General features: G+C 60.9%; 18 protein-coding genes. 7 read left to right on the top strand and 11 right to left on the bottom strand.

Annotated features, from left to right (window positions below):
- Positions 1 to 58 precede the first annotated feature (58 nt).
- Positions 59 to 1,399, top strand: coding sequence for an IS1380 family transposase (locus MGMAQ_RS18715; RefSeq protein WP_046020241.1), 1,341 nt, complete (start codon positions 59 to 61; stop codon positions 1,397 to 1,399).
- Between the two features lie 209 nt (positions 1,400 to 1,608).
- Here the strand turns inward: MGMAQ_RS18715 and MGMAQ_RS18710 are convergent, their stop codons facing one another.
- Entirely contained in the window at positions 1,609 to 2,193 is a 585-nt protein-coding gene (locus MGMAQ_RS18710) for a malonic semialdehyde reductase (RefSeq protein ID WP_046022746.1), read from the bottom strand.
- 113 nt (positions 2,194 to 2,306) lie between these two features.
- On the opposite strand from MGMAQ_RS18710, the gene MGMAQ_RS18705 reads away from it, so the two are divergent.
- Positions 2,307 to 3,314 carry a polysaccharide deacetylase family protein gene (locus tag MGMAQ_RS18705; RefSeq protein WP_052716550.1) on the top strand — a complete coding sequence of 336 codons (1,008 nt, stop codon included), beginning with the start codon at positions 2,307 to 2,309 and terminating at the stop codon, positions 3,312 to 3,314.
- A 373-nt stretch (positions 3,315 to 3,687) separates the two neighbouring features.
- Here MGMAQ_RS18705 and MGMAQ_RS18700 read toward each other — a convergent pair whose 3' ends face one another.
- The 7 genes from MGMAQ_RS18700 to MGMAQ_RS18670 all read right to left on the bottom strand — a co-directional run bounded on the left by MGMAQ_RS18700 (position 3,688) and on the right by MGMAQ_RS18670 (position 12,677).
- Positions 3,688 to 4,713, bottom strand: a complete 1,026-nt coding sequence (locus tag MGMAQ_RS18700) for a glucosaminidase domain-containing protein (protein ID WP_052716549.1) — start codon at positions 4,711 to 4,713, stop codon at positions 3,688 to 3,690.
- A 315-nt stretch (positions 4,714 to 5,028) separates the two neighbouring features.
- A complete protein-coding gene (locus tag MGMAQ_RS18695; protein WP_046022745.1) occupies positions 5,029 to 5,577 on the bottom strand; it encodes a NifU family protein in 549 nt (182 codons plus the stop codon).
- An 81-nt stretch (positions 5,578 to 5,658) separates the two neighbouring features.
- The gene (locus MGMAQ_RS18690) at positions 5,659 to 6,111 is read right to left on the bottom strand and encodes a VOC family protein (protein WP_252508660.1); all 453 of its coding nucleotides are present in this window, start codon (positions 6,109 to 6,111) and stop codon (positions 5,659 to 5,661) included.
- A gap of 73 nt (positions 6,112 to 6,184) precedes the next feature.
- Entirely contained in the window at positions 6,185 to 7,138 is a 954-nt protein-coding gene (locus MGMAQ_RS18685) for a DUF2333 family protein (protein ID WP_052716548.1), read from the bottom strand.
- A gap of 107 nt (positions 7,139 to 7,245) precedes the next feature.
- Complete coding sequence (gene trpS / locus MGMAQ_RS18680) at positions 7,246 to 8,241, bottom strand: tryptophan--tRNA ligase (RefSeq protein ID WP_046022743.1); 996 nt, start codon at positions 8,239 to 8,241, stop codon at positions 7,246 to 7,248.
- 109 nt (positions 8,242 to 8,350) lie between these two features.
- A complete protein-coding gene (murJ, locus tag MGMAQ_RS18675) occupies positions 8,351 to 9,895 on the bottom strand; it encodes a murein biosynthesis integral membrane protein MurJ (RefSeq protein ID WP_046022742.1) in 1,545 nt (514 codons plus the stop codon).
- Between the two features lie 22 nt (positions 9,896 to 9,917).
- Complete coding sequence (locus MGMAQ_RS18670) at positions 9,918 to 12,677, bottom strand: [protein-PII] uridylyltransferase (protein ID WP_046023540.1); 2,760 nt, start codon at positions 12,675 to 12,677, stop codon at positions 9,918 to 9,920.
- A 793-nt stretch (positions 12,678 to 13,470) separates the two neighbouring features.
- Between MGMAQ_RS18670 and MGMAQ_RS18665 the strand changes: the two genes are divergently transcribed.
- Positions 13,471 to 14,868: a hypothetical protein gene (locus MGMAQ_RS18665; protein ID WP_046022741.1), complete on the top strand. Its 1,398-nt coding sequence runs from the start codon at positions 13,471 to 13,473 to the stop codon at positions 14,866 to 14,868.
- A gap of 33 nt (positions 14,869 to 14,901) precedes the next feature.
- Here MGMAQ_RS18665 and MGMAQ_RS20005 read toward each other — a convergent pair whose 3' ends face one another.
- Entirely contained in the window at positions 14,902 to 15,522 is a 621-nt protein-coding gene (locus MGMAQ_RS20005) for a tetratricopeptide repeat protein (protein WP_052716547.1), read from the bottom strand.
- Between MGMAQ_RS20005 and MGMAQ_RS18655 the strand changes: the two genes are divergently transcribed.
- Complete coding sequence (locus MGMAQ_RS18655) at positions 15,513 to 15,839, top strand: hypothetical protein (RefSeq protein ID WP_046022740.1); 327 nt, start codon at positions 15,513 to 15,515, stop codon at positions 15,837 to 15,839. The genes MGMAQ_RS20005 and MGMAQ_RS18655 overlap by 10 nt on opposite strands.
- A 38-nt stretch (positions 15,840 to 15,877) precedes the next feature.
- Here MGMAQ_RS18655 and MGMAQ_RS18650 read toward each other — a convergent pair whose 3' ends face one another.
- Both MGMAQ_RS18650 and MGMAQ_RS18635 read right to left on the bottom strand, forming a co-directional pair.
- On the bottom strand, positions 15,878 to 16,495 hold the full coding sequence (locus tag MGMAQ_RS18650) for a tetratricopeptide repeat protein (RefSeq protein WP_046022739.1): 618 nt from the start codon (positions 16,493 to 16,495) through the stop codon (positions 15,878 to 15,880).
- 1,165 nt (positions 16,496 to 17,660) lie between these two features.
- Entirely contained in the window at positions 17,661 to 18,572 is a 912-nt protein-coding gene (locus tag MGMAQ_RS18635) for a LysR family transcriptional regulator (protein ID WP_046022736.1), read from the bottom strand.
- A 105-nt stretch (positions 18,573 to 18,677) separates the two neighbouring features.
- Between MGMAQ_RS18635 and MGMAQ_RS18630 the strand changes: the two genes are divergently transcribed.
- The 3 genes from MGMAQ_RS18630 to MGMAQ_RS18620 all read left to right on the top strand — a co-directional run bounded on the left by MGMAQ_RS18630 (position 18,678) and on the right by MGMAQ_RS18620 (position 21,414).
- The gene (locus MGMAQ_RS18630) at positions 18,678 to 19,595 is read left to right on the top strand and encodes a DMT family transporter (RefSeq protein WP_046022735.1); all 918 of its coding nucleotides are present in this window, start codon (positions 18,678 to 18,680) and stop codon (positions 19,593 to 19,595) included.
- A 61-nt stretch (positions 19,596 to 19,656) separates the two neighbouring features.
- The gene (locus MGMAQ_RS18625) at positions 19,657 to 20,085 is read left to right on the top strand and encodes a DUF411 domain-containing protein (protein WP_198409139.1); all 429 of its coding nucleotides are present in this window, start codon (positions 19,657 to 19,659) and stop codon (positions 20,083 to 20,085) included.
- Between the two features lie 141 nt (positions 20,086 to 20,226).
- Positions 20,227 to 21,414: an NAD(P)-dependent oxidoreductase gene (locus MGMAQ_RS18620; protein WP_046022734.1), complete on the top strand. Its 1,188-nt coding sequence runs from the start codon at positions 20,227 to 20,229 to the stop codon at positions 21,412 to 21,414.
- Positions 21,415 to 21,418 lie beyond the last annotated feature (4 nt).

Genomic DNA, 21,418 nt, shown 5'->3' with positions numbered 1-21,418 from the left:
TCGTAGAGTTTATGGTGTCCAAGCCAAAACCACGACACCATTTTCACCTACGGTCGCCATGAAGGAATTTAGCCCATATCTGCCCGGTTTGTCACCCGTCGGCGGCAAGGAAATCCACGCCCGTTTCGACGGCGGCCGTTTGTCATCCGACGGCGGCGTTCTGGTTCTGCGCGAGATCGAACGTGACCTCGGTTTGGCCGATCTTTTGGCCTCGCATCTTCCCGACACCCGCGATCCGGGGAGTGTGATCCATGGTTTCGACGATATGATCCGGGCGCGGATGTTCGCCATTGCCTGCGGCTATGAGGATTGCGACGATCTGGACGCCCTGCGCGTCGATCCGGCCTTCAAGCTGGCCTGCGGGCGGCTGTCGGAGACGGGCCGGGACTTGATGAGCCAGCCGACCCTGTCGCGGTTGGAGAACGCGCCGACCTGGCGGCAACTGGCCCGCATGGGTTTGTCGATGATCGATCTGTTTTGCGAAAGCTTCGCCCGCGTTCCCGAACACATCACGCTCGACATCGACGACACCGGCGATGCGGTTCACGGCGGCCAACAGTTGGCCTTGTTCAACAGCCATTACGATGATTACTGCTTCCAGCCGATCCATATCTATGACGCCGCCACCGGAAAGCCGATCCTGTCCCTGTTGCGGCCCGGCAAGCGGCCTTCGGGCGCGGAGGCCGCGACGGTCTTGCGCCATGTCGTTACCCGCATCCTGAACAACTGGCCCCGGGTTCATATCACCGTGCGCGGGGACGGCCATTACGGCACGCCCGAGGTCATGGACTGGCTGGAAAGCCGAGGCTGCGGTTATATCTTCGGCCTGTCCTCCAATGGGCGGCTCAAGGAAATCGGCCAACCCTGGGGCGAGGACGTGGCCGTGCGCCGGGCAACATCAGGCAAGGAAAAGATACGCCGGTTCTTTCAAACGGCCTACGCGGCCAAGAGCTGGAAGCGGGAACGAACCGTTATCGCCCGGGTCGAGGCCACCGCAAAAGGTTCCGACATCCGTTTCATCGTCACCAATCTGGCAGGCCGGGCCAAAACCCTCTATGAAAAGGTCTACTGCGCGCGGGGCAAAATGGAGAACATGATCAAGGAGCACAAACTCTACACCAAGTCCGACCGCACCTCGTGTCACCGCTGGGAGGCCAACCAGTTCCGACTGTTCCTCCATACCGGAGCCTATTGGCTGTTGCTTAAACTGCGAAACGCCGCGCCCCGGAAATCAATCTGGAAAAACGCCACCTTCGAGACGCTGCGACGGTCTTTCCTCAAAATCGCCGTACGCATCGAGGAACTCAAATCCCGCATAACCGTCGCCTTGCCGACGGCATATCCATACAAAACACCCCTGATCGCCATGGCCGGGAAAGTCGCCTCCCAGGGCCCGTGAAAACCGCGGCAGCGAGCCGCCCCTCAGTCCCCGATGATCAACCCCCAAACGCCTGAAAAATCAAAACCAAAATTAGGCCGTCAACCCGGCCGAGGACCCGTGGCCGTTGCGATGCCAGGGAGACTCATGAATAATTCGGGCTAGATCACGTCGTGATCGATTCCAATAAGGTCGCGCGTGTCTAAGAGGCGGATTGGACCCGACACGCGCTAGAGAATTTCACAGGCCTCATCGAAATCGAAGCGCGGGCTGCGCGGAAACAGCTCCTTGGGATTGCCGTAACCCAGATTGCACAGAAAGTTGGATTTGACGGTCGTTCCGGCAAAGAAGGCTTCGTCCACTTTGTCGTTGTCGAAGCCGGACATGGGCCCGCAATCCAACCCCAAGGACCGCGCCGCCATCATCAAATAGGCGCCCTGCAAGGTGCCGTTGCGAAAGGCGGTGGTGGCGATCAGCTCATCATTGCCCTCGAACCAGGATTTGGCATCCGCATGGGGGAACAGCTTCGGCAGCTGGTCATGGAATCGCATGTCGTGACCGATAATGGCCACCACCGGCGCCGACATGGTCTTGTCCACATTGCCTTCCATCAACAAGGGCCGCAGCTTTTCCTTGGCCTCGGGACTGGTCAGGAACAAGATCCGCGCCGGGCTGCAATTGGCGCTGGTGGGTGCCATGCGCATCAGCTCCCACAGACGATGCAACAAGGCGGGATCCACAGGGCGGCCTTGCCAGCCATTGTGGGTGCGGGCTTCAAGAAACAGGGTGTCGAGAGCTTGAGCATCAAGGGTCATGGAATTTTCCTCGGTCAGGGAAATAACGACTGCTTCGCAGGTAGGGTCTCCGGCCTTCCGGGACAAGGGTGCTTTGCGGTTGAAGCGCGAGCGAATCCCTGCCATGAAAACTTATGATGATTTTACGTTTTTTGATTCTTTGGGTCTTGATCGGGATCGGTGTCCAGGCTCGGGCGGCGGACTCCGCGTCCATCCTGTTGTACCATCGCTTTGCCGAAAATGATCTTCCAAGCACCAGTGTTCGGCTGGAACAACTCGACGCCCATATCAATACCCTGCGCGAAACCGGTGCTCAGGTCCTGCCCCTGGCCCAGATTGTCGAGGCCTTCGAAAAGGACATCCCGCTACCAGACAGAGCGGTGGCCCTGAGCGTCGATGATGCCTTTCTTTCCGCCTATACGATTGCCTGGCCGCGCTGGCGCGATGCCGGATACAGCTTTACCTTGTTCGTCGCCACCGAGGCCGTGGACCGCAAGCTACCTGGCTATATGACCTGGGATCAGATCCGTGAATTGCGCGATGCCGGAGTGACCATCGGCAGCCAAACCACCAGCCATCCCCATTTGCCGCAGGTGTCGGATAAAAAACTGGCCGAGGAACTGGCCTATTCCAATCGCCGCTTCAAGGAAGAGTTGGGCCATCGTCCAAACCTTATCGCCTATCCCTATGGCGAGGCGGGGGTGCGTGAATGGCGCGCCGCCAAGGCGGCGGGGTTCAAGGCCGGGTTCGGACAGCATTCCGGGGTCGCCCATGGGGCCGAGGACCGGTTCTATTTGCCGCGCTTCTCCCTCAACGAACAATATGGCGATGTGGCGCGGGTGAAATTGGTGAGTGGCGCCCGACCCATTCCGGTGACCGATTGGTCTCCCGCCGATCCGGTCTTGACCAACACCAATCCGCCGCCCTTCGGGTTTACCCTCACGGATCCGAAGATCAAGGGGGACCGATTGAGCTGTTATATGTCCCATGGCATTCAGCCGGTGGTCAGCCTTCTGGGGAACTCGCGGGTGGAGATCCGCAGCCCCGACCCCCTGCCCGCCGGTCGCACGCGGCTGAACTGCACCCTGCCCGGCCGCGAAGGCCGGTGGCATTGGGTCGGTCGTCAGTTTTTCGCTAAATAGGACGAACTAAAGCCTTTCGCGTTTCATATGACTCATTGTGATGGTCTCCGGTGAGTCGAACCGCCAGGAAAGGTCCCGAAAGCGATGCGGCGCATCGGTGAGGGAGCTTGACGCCGCGGGCGGCCACCGGAGGCCACCCTGTGGGCCGATCCTTTTGCCTAGATCACGTCATGTTTGATCGGATTCGATCAAACATGAAAAACGTGATCGATTCCAATAAGGGCGCGCGTGTCTAGCGGGTCCGATTGGACCCGACACGCGCTATGGGGAGCGTCGCGACCCTTGACCGCAGCCCGGCTACGCCCTGCGCGCCACGCCTGCCCCTAAGGCAAAATGATTCGGTCACAATGGGTCATATTAAACGCGAAAGGCTTTAAGAGCCGCGGGTCAGCAAGGCGGTGACCACGGGCCCGCGCAACTGGGCATCGTCCAAACGGCGCAGATCATTGGCGTCGATGACTCTGCGCAGGGTATCGATGTAATGCTGACCGCGCTCGGAGTATTTGCCCAGGGTCCCGGCCAAATCATGACCGCTGAGGGCCCCGCCGGTGCGGCGTTGGGTGGACCGCTGACGACGGAAATCGCCATAGGCCCGGTGGGTATTCAGATTATGCATGTACCCGGCAACGCTATCGATCAGCCGGTCGAAGGCCTTGATGCGATGGGTCTTGCCCTTGTCCCGCCCCTGAGGGACGAGCCCCTTGTCGGAGCGGGCCATGGTCCATTGGCCGAACAAGGCGTTGCCATCGCGGGCAAAGCGCGACGTGCCCCAGCCGCTTTCCACGGCCGCTTGGGCCAGCGCCAACGACGGCGGTACCACATCCATGCGGCTCAGCAAGCCCTTAAAATCGGTTTCCGGACGACCATATCTCTCGGCGATCGTGGTCAGCCATAGGCGCTCCAAAGCCGGAACCCGTTGATGGTCCTGGACCAGATTGCGGATGTTTTCCAGCCGGACCCGATCAGCGCGGATGGAATCGTTCACTTCCAACACCAATGGCAACACGCTGCTTAGGAACAAGGCTTTGCGGTCCTTGGGTTCGGCCAATTCATCCATGTCGCCGGGGATGCTGGCCAGCAGCAGGCGCGGGACGCCGATGCCACCGGACTTCACGGCATCCAGGCTGTAGCCCATGCGGGCAAAGGTGCCTTCCAACAGGCGCACACTCGGGCGCCGCTCGGTGTCGGAGAAATCGGGATGACCGGCCGCGGTGGTCAGACCATCGAATTCGCTGGCAAGAATTTCAGCATGGGTACGCGCCGATAAATCCAAGATCGCCTTGGGGGCGGTGGTCACACCGGTGGACGGATGCAGGATCATCGCGCCGCCAACACCCATCAGGCACAACAACACCAAAGCGATGGACGCGCGTTCGAACCAAGAGAAATGATGAACCATGGACTCTAATCAGCCTCTTTTCGGGGCGCCGTGGAAGGTCTTCGACCTGCCTAGTCCGCCACCTGACATCCCGTTTCCGGAGCCGGGTCACAAGCCCGGCCTAAGCTATTTTGAGGCGCTTTTTATTAAAAACCCGTCAACGGGGCTACCCCTAATAGGGGGGTCGGAAGCGGAACGATCGCTGCCTGTTGCAGAAAAACCCCACTTGGCTGGGGTTATCCCGCAAACGCAAGAATCCCTCCGGGGATTTATCCACCGGAGGGACCTTGAATACCTGAATGAATCGGCTTCGGAATGGTCCGATGCGACGCCGAATCAATTCACCGCGCGCACCTCTTGAACTTCGGGCACATAGTATTTCAGCATGTTCTCGATGCCATGCTTGAGGGTGGCCGTGGAACTGGGGCAGCCCGCGCAGGAGCCCTGCATATGCAAATAGACGATGCCGTCTTCGAAGGACTCGAACACAATGTCGCCACCATCGGCGGCCACCGCGGGGCGCACCCGGGTATCGAGCAACTCCTTGATCTTGCCCACCAGGGCGTCTTCGTCCCCGGCGGTCTCTTGCACCACGTCTTCGTTCATGATCGGCAGGTCGGCGGTGAAGTGATCCATGATGGCGCCCAGCACCACCGGCTTGAGGGTTTCCCAGTCACCCTCGGCGCCCTTGGTCACGGTGATGAAATCACCCCCCAGGAATACCCCGGCGACGCCGTCCAGTTGGAACAGGCGCTCGGCCAGGGGCGATTTGCCGACCGCATCTTCGGCCTTGGGGAAGTTGGCGCTGCCGCTGCCCAGGACCGATCGGCCGGGCAGGAATTTCAAGGTGGCGGGGTTGGGCGTCGCTTCGGTCTGGATAAACATGGCGGATCCTCGGGTCAAAATACGTCGTGAATGCTGGCCGATAGATGGGCCATCAAGACCGGCAAATCAACCCTTATGGCGCTATGGTTGATCAGGGAGCAGGATGGATCCGTCTTCGGCAATGGGCCAGAAGGGGTTGTGAGAAACCTCCCACAGGTGTCCATCCGGATCGGCGAAGTAGCCCGAATAGCCGCCCCAGAACACCTCTTGCAGCGATTTGACCTCGTGGCCACCGGCGGCCACGGCCCGAGCCATGACCCCGTCTGCCTCGTCGCGGGAACGGGCGTTGTAGGCCAGGGTCAGGCCGGTGAAAACCGTCGATCCGGCATCTTCAAGGCCGCAATCCTCGGCCAAGGCGGCACGGGGATAGAGCCCCAGCACCAGCCCGCCGATCTGATAAAAAGTCACGCCTTCCTGACTCGATGGGCTGCGCACCCAGCCAAGACCCTGTTCATAGAACTGTTGCGAGCGACCCAGATCCGCCACGCCCAGGGTAATCAGACTGACCCGCTGTTCCATGATTTGCCACTCCATATGTTCATTTAATGTTCTAGTATGACTCAAACGGGCCGCAGGGCAAGCGGTTTTTGCTCACCGCGCTCAGGGTCTATTTCAACAAGATATTGGCGATCTCGCGCAATTGGGTGCGGGCGCGCAGCAGATAGAACCCCTGGCTGGCCAAATGGCTGGGCAGCACCTGGGAATCCGGGCTGCCATTGACCACGACCAGGGGCTGCAACACCGCCGCGTCGCTCAGAGAGTCCAGCAATGCGCCCCAGGAGCCGGTCAATTCCTTTTCCTGGATAATATGGGCGTAGTCCTTTTTCAGCTCGCGCAGCAACATATAGTAGGCATAGAGCCGTCCTTTGTTGCGATAGAAGATGTCATCCACCTTGAAATCGAGCAGGAAGCCGCTGTTGGCGTCCAGGTGCTGGTCGATGGTCGCCGAGGCGGACCCCAAGTCGGCGGCGATGCGTTCAAGGGTTGCCTCCAGGTTGTCGGCCCGGCGTTCGAACACCGCTTCGCCTCTGGCCAGCCGTCCATTATAGGCATGCAGGGCCCGGCGCGCCGAGCGGTACTGGGCTTCCGACGCCGCCGTCGGCGCCAGGGACGTGGACAGGTCGAACCACCAGACGTCACCGGGGTATTTCAGCAATCCGGCGGCCTTGTCCAGGTCCGCATCCACTTGGCTGGAGCCCCGCATGCGGCCGATATGGTCACTCATTTCGATGGCGAACCGGCTCAGCGCATAAATGATTCCGCGCTGGAAATGAGGCATGTTGTCCAAGGCCGCGCCGGGCAGAAAGAACGGATCGTTGGCGGTCCAGCGGTTCTCGTCGGTCTCCCGGGCGATCAATACCTCGGCAATGGCCACCGCATGGCTGCCTCCGTCCACGGTCTCGGTGACCGCTAGCTCCAGGTCGTCGTCCACCGAATGGATGATCAGCATGCCCAGGGGATAATAGAGCAGCAGTGCCAGAAAGATCCCCAGCCCGATACGCTTCGCCCCGCCTTTGAATTCAAGGCGGGGAATGTCGAACTTGGACAGGCGCTCGGCCATGGGGGGCTCCTAACAGAAAGGGTCTGGGTAGGAGGTAGGCTTGTTGGGGTGGAGGCGCCAGGGGCCTGCCCTCGGAATATTATCGATTGATTCCGGATGCGGAATCGTCAGCCAAGGAACCCCACCACCTCATAAACCTCCTTCAAGATCGGCTGGGTGATCGCCCGGGCCCGTTGGCCGCCGTCTTCGAGGATGGCGTCCAGATGGCCGCTGTCGTCCATCAGACGCTGCATCTCGTCGCCGATGGGGCCGAGTTTGGCCACCGCCAGGTCGGCCAGGGCCTGTTTGAAGGTGGAGAACTGCTGACCGCCGTACTGGGCGATGACGGCGTCGAGGTCGGTGTCGTCCAGGGCGGCATAGATGCCCATCAGGTTGGCTGCCTCGGGGCGGCCCTCGAAGCCGTCCTTGTTGTCCGGCAGGGGTTCCGGGTCGGTCTTGGCCTTACGGATTTTCTTGGCGATGGTGTCGGCGTCATCGGTCATGGAAATACGCGACAGGGCCGAGGGATCGGACTTGCTCATTTTCTTGGTGCCATCGCGCAGCGACATGACCCGGGTGGCGGTGCCAAAAATCTGCGGTTCGGGCAGCGGGAACAAGTCCACCTGGAAATCGTTGTTGAACTTGGTGGCGATGTCGCGGGTCAGCTCCAGGTGCTGCTTCTGATCCTCGCCGACAGGCACATGGGTGGCCTTGTAGGCGAGAATGTCGGCGGCCATGAGATTGGGATAGGCATAGAGCCCCACCGAGGCGTTTTCCTTGTTCTTGCCCGCCTTTTCCTTGAACTGGGTCATGCGGTTGAGCCAGCCCAGCCGGGCCACGCAGTTGAACACCCAGGCCAATTCCGCATGCGAAGGATTGCGGCTCTGGTTGAAGATGATGTTGGCCTTGGGATCGATGCCCGAGGCGATCATCGCCGCCGCCACTTCGCGGGTGGAGGTGCGCAGGGCGGCCGGGTCTTGGAACACGGTGATGGCATGCATGTCGACGACACAGAAAATGCAGTCGAAATCTTCCTGCAAGCGCACCCAGTTGCGGATGGCGCCCAGGTAGTTGCCCAGGTGAAGATTGCCGGTGGGCTGCACGCCCGAGAAAATGCGATTCATGCTATCGATTCCTTGCAGAGCGGGTCGCGATTGAACGCGCTATCGGTTCGAGCCATCGACTAAAACCGGCTCCGGACATGGAGCCTGGAACCGGGCGGTTTATGGCCTCTTATCCCTTGCGGGTCAAGCTCTTGAGATCGCTTGGGCGGGCCGCGCCGGTGATCATCGCCAGCAGGCCGAAGGAAACCAGTCCCGCCCCGACCAGGGCCGCCAGGGCGCCGATGCGTTCCCATTCGGCCCCGGCCAGCCAGGGGGCCAGGGGCTCGCGCAGGAACCACAAGGCCGCCCCCATCCCGGCACAGGCGACCAGCGTGCGCGGCAGCCGACCGAGAAACCGTCTATCCAGGGACAGATGCCCACGCCGGGCGAGGAAAAAGGCCAGCAGGGCGGTATTGATCCAGGCGGAGATCACCGTCGCCATGGCCAACCCCACATGCAGGAACGGGCCCATGAGGATCAGATTGAACACCACATTGGCAACCATGGCCACGGCGGCGATTTTCATCGGCGTGGCGGTGTCGCCTCGGGCGAAAAAGCCCGGCGTCAGGGTCTTGTTGAGCACATAGGCCGGCAGTCCAAAGGCATAGGCCATCAAGGCCATGGCCGTGGCCTGGGCCGCGACCGGATCGAATTCGCCGCGCTGAAACAATGTGACCACCACCGGCTCGGGCAGCACCGCAAAGGCCACGGCGGCGGGCAGGGTCAATAAAAGCGTGAACTCCAACGCCCGGTTCTGGCTGTTGTGGGCCCCGGCCTCATCCCCGGCCCGCAGTTGCCGCGCCAGCATGGGCAGCAGCGCCGTGCCCACCGCCACGCCAATCACCCCCAAGGGAAGCTGGGTCATGCGATCAGCAAAAAACAGGTACGAGATGGAGCCCTCGGGCAGCAAGGAGGCGATAATCATATCGACCACCAGATTGACCTGATAGATGCCCGCCCCGATAGCGCCGGGGATCACCCGCTTGACCAGCAGCTTGGTATCGTCATTCCAGATGGGCCCCATGATCCGGGGCCAAAACCCGCTCCGTCCGGCATGCCAGAGCAGCCATAGAAATTGGACCAGACCGGCCCCGGCAACGCCCCAGGCCAGGGCATGGCCCGGCGTCGGCAGAAAAGGCGTGGCGGCTAGGATGGCGGCGATCAGGCATAGATTGAGCAGGATCGGCGTGGCGGCGGCGGCGGCGAACCGCATCAATGAGTTGAGCACCCCGCCCAACAGCGCCACCAGGGAGATGAACAGCAAATAGGGAAAGGTGATGCGGGTCAGGGTCACCGCCAGATCGAACTTCTCCGGGTCGTCCAGGAACCCGGGTACCACTGCCCGCATGACCCAGGGCATGGCGATTTCCATGATCAGGGTGAGGACCAACAGGCTCCACAGCAGCAAGGCAAAGGTTTCGCGCCCGAAGCGTCGCGCCGCTTCTTCGCCCTCGCCCTCCAGCTTTCCGGCAAACAGCGGCACGAAGGCGGCGTTGAAAGCCCCTTCGGCGAACAGCCGCCGGAATAGGTTGGGCAGCTTAAAAGCAATGAAAAAGGCATCGGCCACCATCCCGGCACCGAGGATCGCCGCCACCAAGATATCGCGGGCGAACCCCAGAATTCGGCTCATCATGGTAAAGCCGCTGATGGTGGTGAAGGCCTTCAGCAGGTTCATGAACCGGACCCCGCCATGACGCTCACGCCTTGTCGTCCGTATCCACGGGAAGCGTAATGGCTGTCATCAGCTCCTGGCGGATGCGCTCCATGCGGCTTTCGTCCCAGATCTTCAGGCCAAACAGATCCTTCACATAGAACACGTCGACGGCTCGTTCGCCATAGGTGGAAATATGGGCCCGGCCGATCTGTAGATTCTGGGCGGTCAAGGTGGCGGTCACGTCATACAAGAGGCCGGTACGGTCGCGGCCATTGACCTCGATCACCGTATGGTCGGTGCTGGCCTTGTTGTCCATCAGCACCCGCGGGGTCACGGTGAAGACGCTGGTGCGGGTGGGCATGGCGCGGGCCCGTTGGTCTTCCAGCTCGCGCTTCAGATGCACGCGGCCTTCCAAGACCACATAGATCCGCTCATAGACCCGTTTCAGTTCCCGTTCGCCGTCCAGCGTGCTGCCGTCGGCATTGGTGATATGGAAGGTATCCAGAGCCATGCCGTCGGTCAGAGTAAAGATCTTGGCCGCCATGACCGAGGCCCCGGCCAGAGCGATAGCCCCGGCAATCTGCGAGAACAGGCCTGGATGATCGTTGGTATAGACGATGATTTCCGTGGCGCCGCGTAGGGCCTCGATGCGGGTCTCGATATGCAGCTTCAGGTTCTCGGCCTTGGCCTTGCGGATCAACGCGGCGTGATGAACCTTTGTGTCCAGGTCCACCCCCAACCAGTAATTGGCGTAGCCCAGGGCGATGAAGGATTCCACCTCTTCCTCAGGCCAGTCTTCCAGCCGGTGACGCACCTGCTGCTGCGCCATGAACACCCGCTCGGCCCGCTGCTTGGCGGGAATGCCGCCGGACATGGCCTCCAAGGTATTGTAATAGAGCGCGCTGAGCAGACCGGCTTTCCAGTGATTCCATACCCCCGGCCCCACTGCCCGAATATCGGCGGCGGTCAGCACCAATAGCATGCGCAGGCGTTCGGGCGATTGGACGACGGCGGTCAATTCGTCGATGGCATGGGGGTCGTTGACATCGCGCTTGAAGGCGGTGCGGCTGAGCAGCAGATGCTGTTCGATCAGCCAGGCGACGGATTCCGTTTCCTCGTCGCTCAGGCCGAAGCGCGGGCAGAGCTTGCGCGCCACCTCAGCGCCCAGTTCGGAATGGTCGCCTCCCCGGCCCTTGGCGATATCGTGCAAGAGGACGGCCATGTAGAGCGCCCGCCGGGAATGGATCTCGTCGATCACCGCCGAGGAGGTGCGGTGCTCCTCGCTCAGCTGCCCGGTTTCAATGCGCCACAGGATGCCGATGGCGCGGATGGTATGTTCGTCGACCGTATACACATGGTACATGTCGTACTGCATCTGGGCGACAACACGGCCGAAATCGGGCACGAACTTGCCGAACAACCCGGACTCGTTCATACGCCGTAGAGTATTTTCCGGATCCTTCAGCGACGTGACCATCTCCAAGAAGATGCGATTGGCCTCTGGATCGTTGCGGACCTCCGGGGTGATGCGCTTGAGGTTCAAGGTTACCTTGCGCAAGGCCCGCGGATGGATGTCGGTCTCCAACTCCTGGGCATGGTGGAACAGCCGGAGCATGTTCACCGGGTCCTCGCGGAACAGGCTGTCGCGCTCGATGGACAGGCGCGCGCCATTGAGCTTGAAGCCCTCGGGCACCTTCTTGAACAGGTTCATGCGCGGCAGCTTGAACATCTGGCGTTTTTTGCGCTGTTTTTCTTCCAATACGGCGCAGATGATGCGGGTCAGATCACCCACTTCCTTGGTGGTCAGCAAATAGTGCTTCATAAAGCGCTCGACGCCGCTGGCCCCGGCATGGGCGCGATAGCCCATGCGCTGGCCGAGTGCCGTCTGCACGTCGAAGGTCAAACGTTCCTCCGGACGGTTGACCAGGTAATGCAAATGGCAGCGCACGGTCCAGAGATAGCGGAACGCCTTGCCGAACATCTTGACGTCGGCCTTTGTCAGGATCTGATGTTTGTGCAGGGCCTCGAAATCTTCGATATCGTAGAGATACTTCACCAGCCACATGAGAGTTTGAAGATCGCGCAGGCCTCCCTTGCCGTCCTTGACGTTGGGCTCAACCACGAAGCGGGTATCGCCCATGCGCTCGTGGCGGGCATCGCGCTCGGACAGCTTGGATTCAACGAAATCGGTGCCGGTGCCGTCAATGATTTCGGACTGGAAGCGCTCCATGAATTTGTTGAACAGCCCCTTGTCGCCCCAGAGGTCACGGGCGTCGAGCATGGCTGTGCGGATGGTCAGATCGGTCTTGGCCAGACGGATACAGTCATCAATGGAGCGAGTCGCATGGCCGACCTTCAACCCCAAGTCCCACAGCATGTAGAGCATGTACTCGACGATCTGCTCGCCGTGGGGCGTTTGTTTGTAAGGCAGCAAGAATAGCAGATCCACATCCGACTGGGGGGCCAGTTCGCCGCGCCCGTAACCGCCCACCGCGGCCACCGCCAACTGCTCGCCCTTGGTCGGATTGGCTTTGGGGTACACATGGCGGACGGCAAAATCGAAAATGGTGCGGACCAACTGGTCCATCTGATAGGCATTGGCGCGGATCAATTCCAGGCCGTCGATCTCGGCGGCCTCGAAGCGCTGGCGCAGGGTCGCCTGGCCTTCCGAATACTCGGCCTTCAGTCGCGCCAGCGCATCCCGCCGCTTGGGCGTTGCATAGCCCTCGGCAACAATGGCATCCAAGTCGGCCACCAGGGCCTTGCGGTGAATGACGTCCCTGGGATTATCGATACGCAACATGAGGCGGAGATCCAGGCGATCATTGGGGGAGGGTGAAACGCGCGGCCCATAATACATGGGTGGGCGGATGGTAAAAGCCCAGCGGTGGAATCACCTGCTAGGAAAATATATTTTAAAAACTGTTGACATACCTATTTCAGACGGATAGGATCTCTCTCAGCGACCATCCCCTGTCGTCCGCTCTCAATCCATAGTCGCTGCCATAACAAGGCATTGCAGCCAGGTAGGCCGAGGCCCGCCGGGGGTGTCGTCGTTTGAACATTTCATGATCAACCTACTGCGCTCGCGTTAGTGCTGTTTTTTTATGAAAGGAGACACGGCATGGGTTGCACCGTACAATCTGCCATGCCGCAAGACAAGTCCCCCACCGCTCCGGACCTGTCCCCGCCGTCGTCACCGGCCTTGGCACCGGCCCCCCCTTCACGGCATACTCCCCGGACGACGGGCCCCTGGGCAACCAGTCGCCGGCCTGGGCGGCGGCAACGATTCGTGGCGCCGTCCTCCAATCAGGCATCCGTCAGCCCGGATATCGCGGAGTCCCTCGCCCTGGCCAAACCCAAGACTCCGCAACCCGCCACCGGTGATCCTTCCCAATCGGAGAACAATCGCTGGGCCACCCAACAACTGGAGAAAATGGCCAAGGAGAAATCCAAGCCACCGTCCAGCCGGTGGGCTCGCAAGAGGACTATAAGACGGACTTCCGGAAATCCCCGGTGACGCGCAGGCGGTCGCCGACGAGATTGTCGCCTGCAAGGATCCCCTGGACTGGTCCTGCACCGAGAACCAGAAAGTGATGACCGCGCCGGGCTACTTCAAGGACGGCCATCCGAAAAACGACATCGTCCGGCCCAAGGTGGATCAATGGTTCAAGAACACCTTTCCGGGCACCGTGGACCTGTCCGGCGGCCAGTCGGCCAAGGCCGTCGCCGATTCCGACCCGGACTCGCGGCGCAAGGTCGATGACCATATCAATGCCGGCAAGGGGTTGCGCCCGGCGGCAACGGGGGCCGCGGGCGACACCATCCAAGGCAGCGTCCAAGGCGACCTGATTGGCGGCTCGGGCGCGGATGATCTGTCAGGGGGCAGAGAGACTGACCTTGGTATTCCCGAGGGGCCGGATGTCTTCGACGAGGCCGGTTCATCCTTGGGTGAAGGGGCAACCGACGGGCATCGAAGTGCGCCGACCGATCCCGACCAGGGACCCGAAACAGGACCTTCCTTGCTGGACATTCTGCCACCTTCACCAGCCCGGGGGTCGCCCGAAGGGGCGCGTGAGCGCCGTCGGGCCTACGATTCCATGGCCGAAATGCTGACTCGGAACGGACAGGTCCCGCTTCAGGCACAGAAGGACCTACTCGAGGCCGCACGGGGCAAGGATCCTGACCGGGCCGCCCAGGCGCGGGACATGCTTTCGAGCCTCCACGCCAAAAGCTCAGAGTCCCTGCAAGCTCTCGACCCGGAACTGCGCGACTACTACAACAAGACGGTGCAGGGCCCGGCAAGGGCCTATAACCATCTGGTCCCCCAACAGCCACCCAAAAACCACACCGAGGCTCTGGCCCGCGGAGCCGCGCGTCACCAACAAGGCCGCGAAGCCATGGCCAAACGCTACATTCCCGAGGCCCTGGTCCAAGGCCCCCTGGAGGGCGTCGCCAAGGTGGGTGACCTGGCTTCCTTGATGAGTGACGGCAAGTTGGGCAAGGATACCGCCCAGAGCCTGCGCGATACGGCCCAGAACATGGCACCGATTCCCATGGATCTGCATGACACCGCCACGGTAAACGCGGGTCGCAAGATCGGCGAGGTGGGTGTGGATCTGGCACTGACCAAGGGAGCGGCAACTTTGGGCAAGCAGGGTCTCAAGAGTGTGGCCCGGACTGTAACCGGAGGGCTGGCGGCCACCGGCGCGGCCAAGGTCGGTGCCGATGCGGCCAAGCAGGCCGAACGGCGCGGCGGCAACCCGATGGATCAGAAGCGGGCGGCGGTCCTGGCGTCCCTCACCGCCTCCCTGACCGGCACGGTGGGCAAGGACACCGCCAAGGAACTGGCCCAGTGGGCCGGTCGCACTTTCCCCGACCAGCTGGGTTCAAAGGCCTTGCAGGAGGGTTTGGTGGCTCTCTCGGAACAGCTTGCCCAGGGACTGATCGTGGACGGCGCCTCACGTCAACCACCGAGTCATGATCCGCGATAATATATTTGACCGGAGGGGTTCTTACCTCTTCGGTCAGTCTTCACAATCGGGCTCGATAAATGTTGGAAGAATCAGCTGCAACGTGAAACAGAAAGTTTCAGAGAGATCTAGGTTATAAATCTCCTCTCTATCCCCAAAAACTGCCAAATAAAAATATGCTGAACGCCTCCCACTATCTGCGGATTTATGTAACCAATACCTGTATTCAATATTTCCATTATTTTGCAATATTAGACCAAGAGGCAAAAAAGAATCAGCATACCCTTCTTTAGCAGAATGCATAAAATATGATTCTGCCTTATTAAAATCAACATCACCACCCATACCATGAAAATATTGCAATCCTAGTGAATAATGGGACTTTACAAGCCCTTGTTCAGCTGATTTTTCGTACCATTTCCTCGCTATCCCATGATTCTGTGGGACGCCCTCGCCATACCGATACATATACCCCATTAGATGCTGCGCCTCGGCATGCCCATCTTCGGCTACCGGTTTGATCAGGGCGTGAGCGTCTTCGTACCTTCCAAGTTCAGACAAAGCGACCGCCTCCAAATAGATCCGGTGGGCATCTTCGGCACTGTAGGCCCAGGCCGGGGCGAGCGGACCAGCGGCCAGCATGACAACGGCGATGATCAACATAAATGCGCGCATGGGTTTATTGTCCGGCATTGCCGAGCCAGGCGCAAGGGTTTTGGGAGGCCGATGCGGCCATGCAGGCCGAACGGCGCGGCGGCAACCCGATGGATCAGAAGCGGGCGGCGGTCCTGGCGTCCCTCACCGCCTCCCTGACCGGCACGGTGGGCAAGGACACCGCCAAGGAACTGGCCCAGTGGGCCGGTCGCACTTTCCCCGACCAGCTGGGTTCAAAGGCCTTGCAGGAGGGTTTGGTGGCTCTCTCGGAACAGCTTGCCCAGGGACTGATCGTGGAACAAGCATCCGGTGCGCCGCCTACAGGCCCACTCGACTAATTAACATGTGTGGAGGAAGGCACGCCCTTTCTCCACACTCACTCACATTTGGGGCTCATAAAATCAGGCAGCATATTTCGAACCGCAAAACAAAATGTCTCACCCAATGTCAGCCGGGTGATTTGTTCCCTGTCACCGTATAATGCCAATAAAAAGATCGCAGATTTGCTACCAGAATCCGCCGCTTTATGAAGCCAAACCCTGTATTGTCTATCTTCAAGATGATAAAGCGCCTGCCCCAAATAAACATACGAACTCGTGTTTCCGCCCTCCGCAGATTTCTTTAAGTATTTTTCAGCTTTGACGAAATCAGTATTAACTCCATCCCCATATAAAAAATTCAGTCCCAGATTATGGAGTGATTTGAGCGAACCCTTGCGCGCTGCCTTCTCGTACCAGGAATGGGCGACTACTGTGTCCCGTGGGACACCTTCCCCTTGCTCATACAAATATCCCATCAAGTGCTGCGCCTCGGCATACCCCGCCTCGGCGAGCGGTTTTATAAGTCTTAGCGCCTTGTTGAAATCGCCGGCCCGGCGGGCGTCCCGCGCCTCCAAATAGATCCGGTGGGCCTCTTCGGCACTGTAGGCCCAGGCCGGGGCGAGCGGACCAGCGGCCAGCATGACAACGGCGATGATCAACATAAATGCGCGCATGGGTTTATTGTCCGGCATTGCCGAGCCAGGTGCAAGGGTTTTGGGAGGCCGATGCGGCCATGCAGGCCGAACGGCGCGGCGGCAATCCGAACCTGCGCGAGAAATGGCATGCCGGGCTCATGGATCTGTCCATGAAGGCCGGGTTGGACAAGCATCAGGCCCGGGATCTGGCCGACCGGATCGTCGGTCGATCGGATGGCAGCGGTAAAAATCCTTTACCCCTAGTCGACTTCACCCCCGCAGGAGTCGCCACGGCGGTCAACGAGGCCCTGCATGATTTCAAGAAGGGCGACTGGATCCAGGGAGGCGTGACCGCCGTCGCGACGATCCCCGGCCTCGGCGCGGCGGCCAAACAGGCCAACAAGGGCCTCAGGAATGCCCTCGCCAATGCGCCTCAAGGTCGTACCAAGCAGAGTAACTCCCTTGCACAAAACCGCCCGAACATCTATAATCCCCCCAGTGGGACAACGCGTCCCTTCGAGGCCGACTACCCCAATGGAGCCAAGACCGATGAGCAAGGACGACTCACCCGAGACATCGACGGACGGCCCCTCCAAGTCGGAGGACGAACTGTGGGCCGAAAAGTGGTTGGCGGAATGGACCAAGCCCTCCCGCCAGAGGAACTTAACCCCATCGCAAAGGAAGGAACTGGCAGAGACGCTGTGGGCGTCCCGTCATCCGAGATCGAAGGGGCTTGGGGTGAGACATCGTACAACCGGTTCACCAAGCAACCCACCCAAGTCAAAATAGCCAAGGAGCTTCTCCCCGAAGACCTCCCCAAGGTCTACGCCCACGAAGTGGGCCATGTGATCGACCAGGCGGCGGGGGAGATCCCCGTCACCGGCCTGGAGGACGAATTGGAGGGGCTGTATCACACCCTCAACGCGCCCCAGCGGGCGGGGGAACTCCTGGCTCCTGGCCAGCCCCGCTTCACCCCGGAACGGCACGGCTACGACGGTGACGATCCGCCCCGGGAACTGCTGACCGAGGCCATCCGCGCCTATATGGCCGACCCGGCTTATCTGAAAACCGTGCGCCTAACACCGCCAGGGCCATCCGGGCGGCGGTCAACGGTAATCCGGCCCTGCGCAAGATCATCCAGTTCAACTCCGCCGCCGGGCTCGCCGCCCTGGGGGCCGGTCGCGACGAGGAGGGAATCCGTTGTTCAGGCTTTCCTTTCCGGCTCCATCCAACGATCACGACCGTCGCGGATCATGTCGGTCAGGGCTTGGGCGGCATGGCTGCGTCGGCGGTCGGCGGGCCAGGCGAGCACGGCGGTGCGGCGCAGTGGCGGATCGATCACCGGCGCGCCGGAAACCCGTCCGGCGGCCAGGTCATCGGCAAAGGCTCGGCGGGGTAGAAATGAACAGCCCAGGCCCAAGCGGACCATCTCCAACTGCATGCGCAGACTTTCCACTTCCATGGCCACTTGCAGGGTTAAACCGCGACGCACCGCCGCCGCCTCGATGATCACGCGCAACCCGTGGCGGGCGCCGGGCAGCACCAGCGGATGAGCGGCGATTTCCGCCAGCGTTACCGGTCTGTCGGGATGAAAATTCAACTGCGCCGGAGCCACCAGATCCAGATCCTCGGCCCAAAGATCCTCGGCCCCCAGGTTGGCGCTGCGCAACGGATGGTACAGCACCCCCAGGTCAACCCGCCCCCTGAGCAGAGCCTCATGAATAGCACCGGACAGGGCAACGACCACCCGTACTTTGACTTCCGGATAGGAGACATGGAAATCGCGCAATAGCTCCGCCATGGTCGTATCGGCCAGGGTTGGCGGAATGGCCAGGTCTACCTCTCCGGCCACGCGGGTTTCCAATTGGGCCACCTCACCCGCCATGGCCTGAAGCTCCGCCACCAGCGGGCGGGCACGGGATTCCAGCAGCTGTCCGGCCTCGGTGGGCAGGGCACCGCGCCCGGTGCGGGTGAGCAGTCGAGTGCCCAGGTCCTCTTCCAACAACCGGATCTGACGGCTCAGGGCGGGCTGGGTCACATGCAACCGCTCGGCGGCCCGGCTCAGGCTGCCCAGTTCCGCCACATGCAGAAAGGCCTTCAGTTGTTTTAGATCCATGGGCCCATGATATCAGAAAATGTTATATCCGTTAGTTGGTAATTCGAATTGTTTAAGAGCTTAGCAAGGGGCAGTTTGACTGGCGTAAAACAAGGAACGAGAGTCATGACTCCCAGCCAACGCGACAACGCGGCATTGATGATGGTATTGGCGGCGACTTTAGGTTTGGCGCTCAAGGGCATCTTTGCCAAGCTGGCGCTGGCCGCCGGACTGTCGGTGGGGGCCCTGGTGACCTTGCGTCTGGTCTGGGCCTGGCCGTTGTTCTGGGCCGGAGCGGCGGTGCGCGGCGAGGGTAATCCGTTGGGCATGGGCTGGCGGGAATGGCGCGACTGCTTCGCTGCCGGGGGCCTGTTCCTGATCGCCACCATTGCCGATTTTACCGCCATCGACCGGCTCGGTGCCGGATTGTCGCGCATTGTCTTGTTTACCTTTCCGCTGTTTATCGTGCTGATCAATGCTGCCATGGACCGGCAACGGCCATCGGGCCGACAGCTGGTGGCCTTCGCGGTTTCCTATGCCGGATTGTTGGTGGTTCTGGCGCCCGGCGGGCTGGATGCGGATAGCCTGTTGTGGAGCGGGATTGGCTGGTCGTTTCTGTCGGCCTTGAGCTACGCCCTGTATTTGGTTGCCGGACAGCGGATCATGCGCCGCACCGGCTCGGCCCGCTTTACCTTTGCCGCCAATACCAGTTCCATGATCGGCGTGGTGATCTATGCCGCCGTGACCCTGGAGTGGGCGGATCTGAGCCTGGATTGGACCTCTGGCGGCTGGTTGGCGGCCATTGTCATCGTTTCCACCGTGGTGCCCATCTTCTTGCTATACGAAGGCATTCGTCGCTTGGGGGCCGGGCGGGCGAGCCTGATTTCCCTGGCCGGACCGGCGGTCACCATGGTCGTGGCCTGGGCGGTGCTGGGCGAGACACTGTCCATGGTTCAGGGCCTGGGTTTTGCCATGGTGCTGCTGGGAGTGGCGATCCTTGAGGGGGTGATCCGGCTGCCGCGCGGGATCATTTTGGCCCGATAGGTCACAAAACTGCCTCAATTGGCGCTATACTTGGGGTCTGATTCTCCCAGGAGGGATCCCGATGTTCCGCATACTGGCCCTGTTTCTTCTCCCGTTATTTGCCCTTTCCGCCCAGGCCGCCGATATCCAGGTATTTAAGTCGCCCACCTGCGGCTGCTGCGGGGCCTGGGTAGAGATCATGCGTGACAAGGGCCATAGCGTCTCGGTGGTGGATCGGGACGATCTGGACCTGATCAAACAAATGGCCGGGGTGCCGGAAGAAATGCAGTCCTGCCATACGGCCATGGTCGACGGCTATGTGCTCGAAGGCCATGTACCGCCCGAGGATGTGGACCGGCTGTTGAGTGAAAGGCCCCGTGCCCGCGGTCTCGCGGTACCGGGTATGCCCGCCGGATCCCCCGGCATGGAAATGCCCGATGGTGCCAAGGACCCCTATGCCACCATCCTTTTTGACAGGGACGGAAAGGCCAGGATTTTTCAACGGCATTGAGCCATCTGCGCCAAAATCCCGATAAGCCATTGATATGATTTTTGTCTGTCTCGCTTCAAGAGCTGCGCCTGGGTTTGCCCTGGTAAAAGTCAGACGGCTGTCTTATGATCTGGGGATTGATCGCGTCCGTGGAGGGAAACAATGGTACAGACCAGGACATTCGATGGATCAGCCGGGACCGGGGCGGCGGTCACCAAGGCCGATCCGCAAGGCGAGGAGGCTTTGAATACCGTTGTGGTCACCGGCGCCACGGGTTTTGTTGGCGGCCATACTTTGCAAGCCTTGGCCGATGGTCCTTGGGAAGTGATCGCTGCCTGCCGCGATCCGGCCCGGCTGCCGCCCGGTTTCTCCGGCGAGGTGATGGCCGGGGACCTGCGCGATTCCGCCTATTGCCGCGCTTTGGCCAACCGCGCTGACGGTCTGATCCACGCGGCGGCCTGGTCCTCCCTGTATGGCCATCAGCGACGCTCGGCCAGATTATTCCGCGAACCTTCCTTGAGCCTGATCGAAGAGGCCCGTCGGGGCCGGGTCTCACGGTTCGTGTTCGTCAGTTCCACGGGCGCCGCGCGGCCCGGACAGGGTACCGACGCCAACCAAGCAGGCCGCGTAACCGGATTCTGGCCACACCTGGATAATGTGGTCACCATCGAAGAGGCCTTGCGAGAGGCGGCACAGGACGGCCTGGACCGGTGTGTTTCCATGCGTCTCGGTCTTTTCGTCGGCGAAAACTACGGCCTCGGTCTCCTGCCGATCCTTGTCCCGCGATTGAAAACCAGATTGGTGCCCTGGGTGGCGGGCGGCCGCACCCCGTTGCCGCTGATCGACGGGGAGGATATTGGTCGGGCATTGCGGGCCGCCCTGGAAACGCCCTTACCGAGTGGATACCAGGGATTCAACGCCGTTGGCCCCACGGTGCCCACGGCGCGCGAAGTCATCACTTTCCTGCATGAAGAGTTCGATCTGCCCAAACCCTGGTTCTCGGTGCCGTTCTGCGTCGCCCATCCTTTTGCCGCGGCCATGGAGGCCCTGTCCCGGGTTACGCCCTGGGATCCGCTGGTTTCCCGCGCCATCATTCATCTGCTCAGGGATTTCAAGGTCGACAATGACAAGGCCAAACAGATGTTGGGCTACGATCCGCATATGGACTGGCGCGGTGCGATCCGCCGCCAGATGGCCGAAATGGCGGATCGTCAGAAACAGCCCATGCGGATGATCAAGGTCTCGCGCGCGTCGGGTCCAGCTGGACCCGTTGGACACAAACGATCTGATCAAGCGCAAGATCCGGGTGGATTGCCGCCCACAAGCGTCCTACCCTTTTCTGAACGATGAAAGA

The sequence above is a fragment of the Magnetospira sp. QH-2 genome, assembly GCF_000968135.1.
Taxonomy (GTDB): Bacteria; Pseudomonadota; Alphaproteobacteria; order Rhodospirillales; family Magnetospiraceae; genus Magnetospira.
This window is presented reverse-complemented; position numbering and strand designations above follow the sequence as displayed.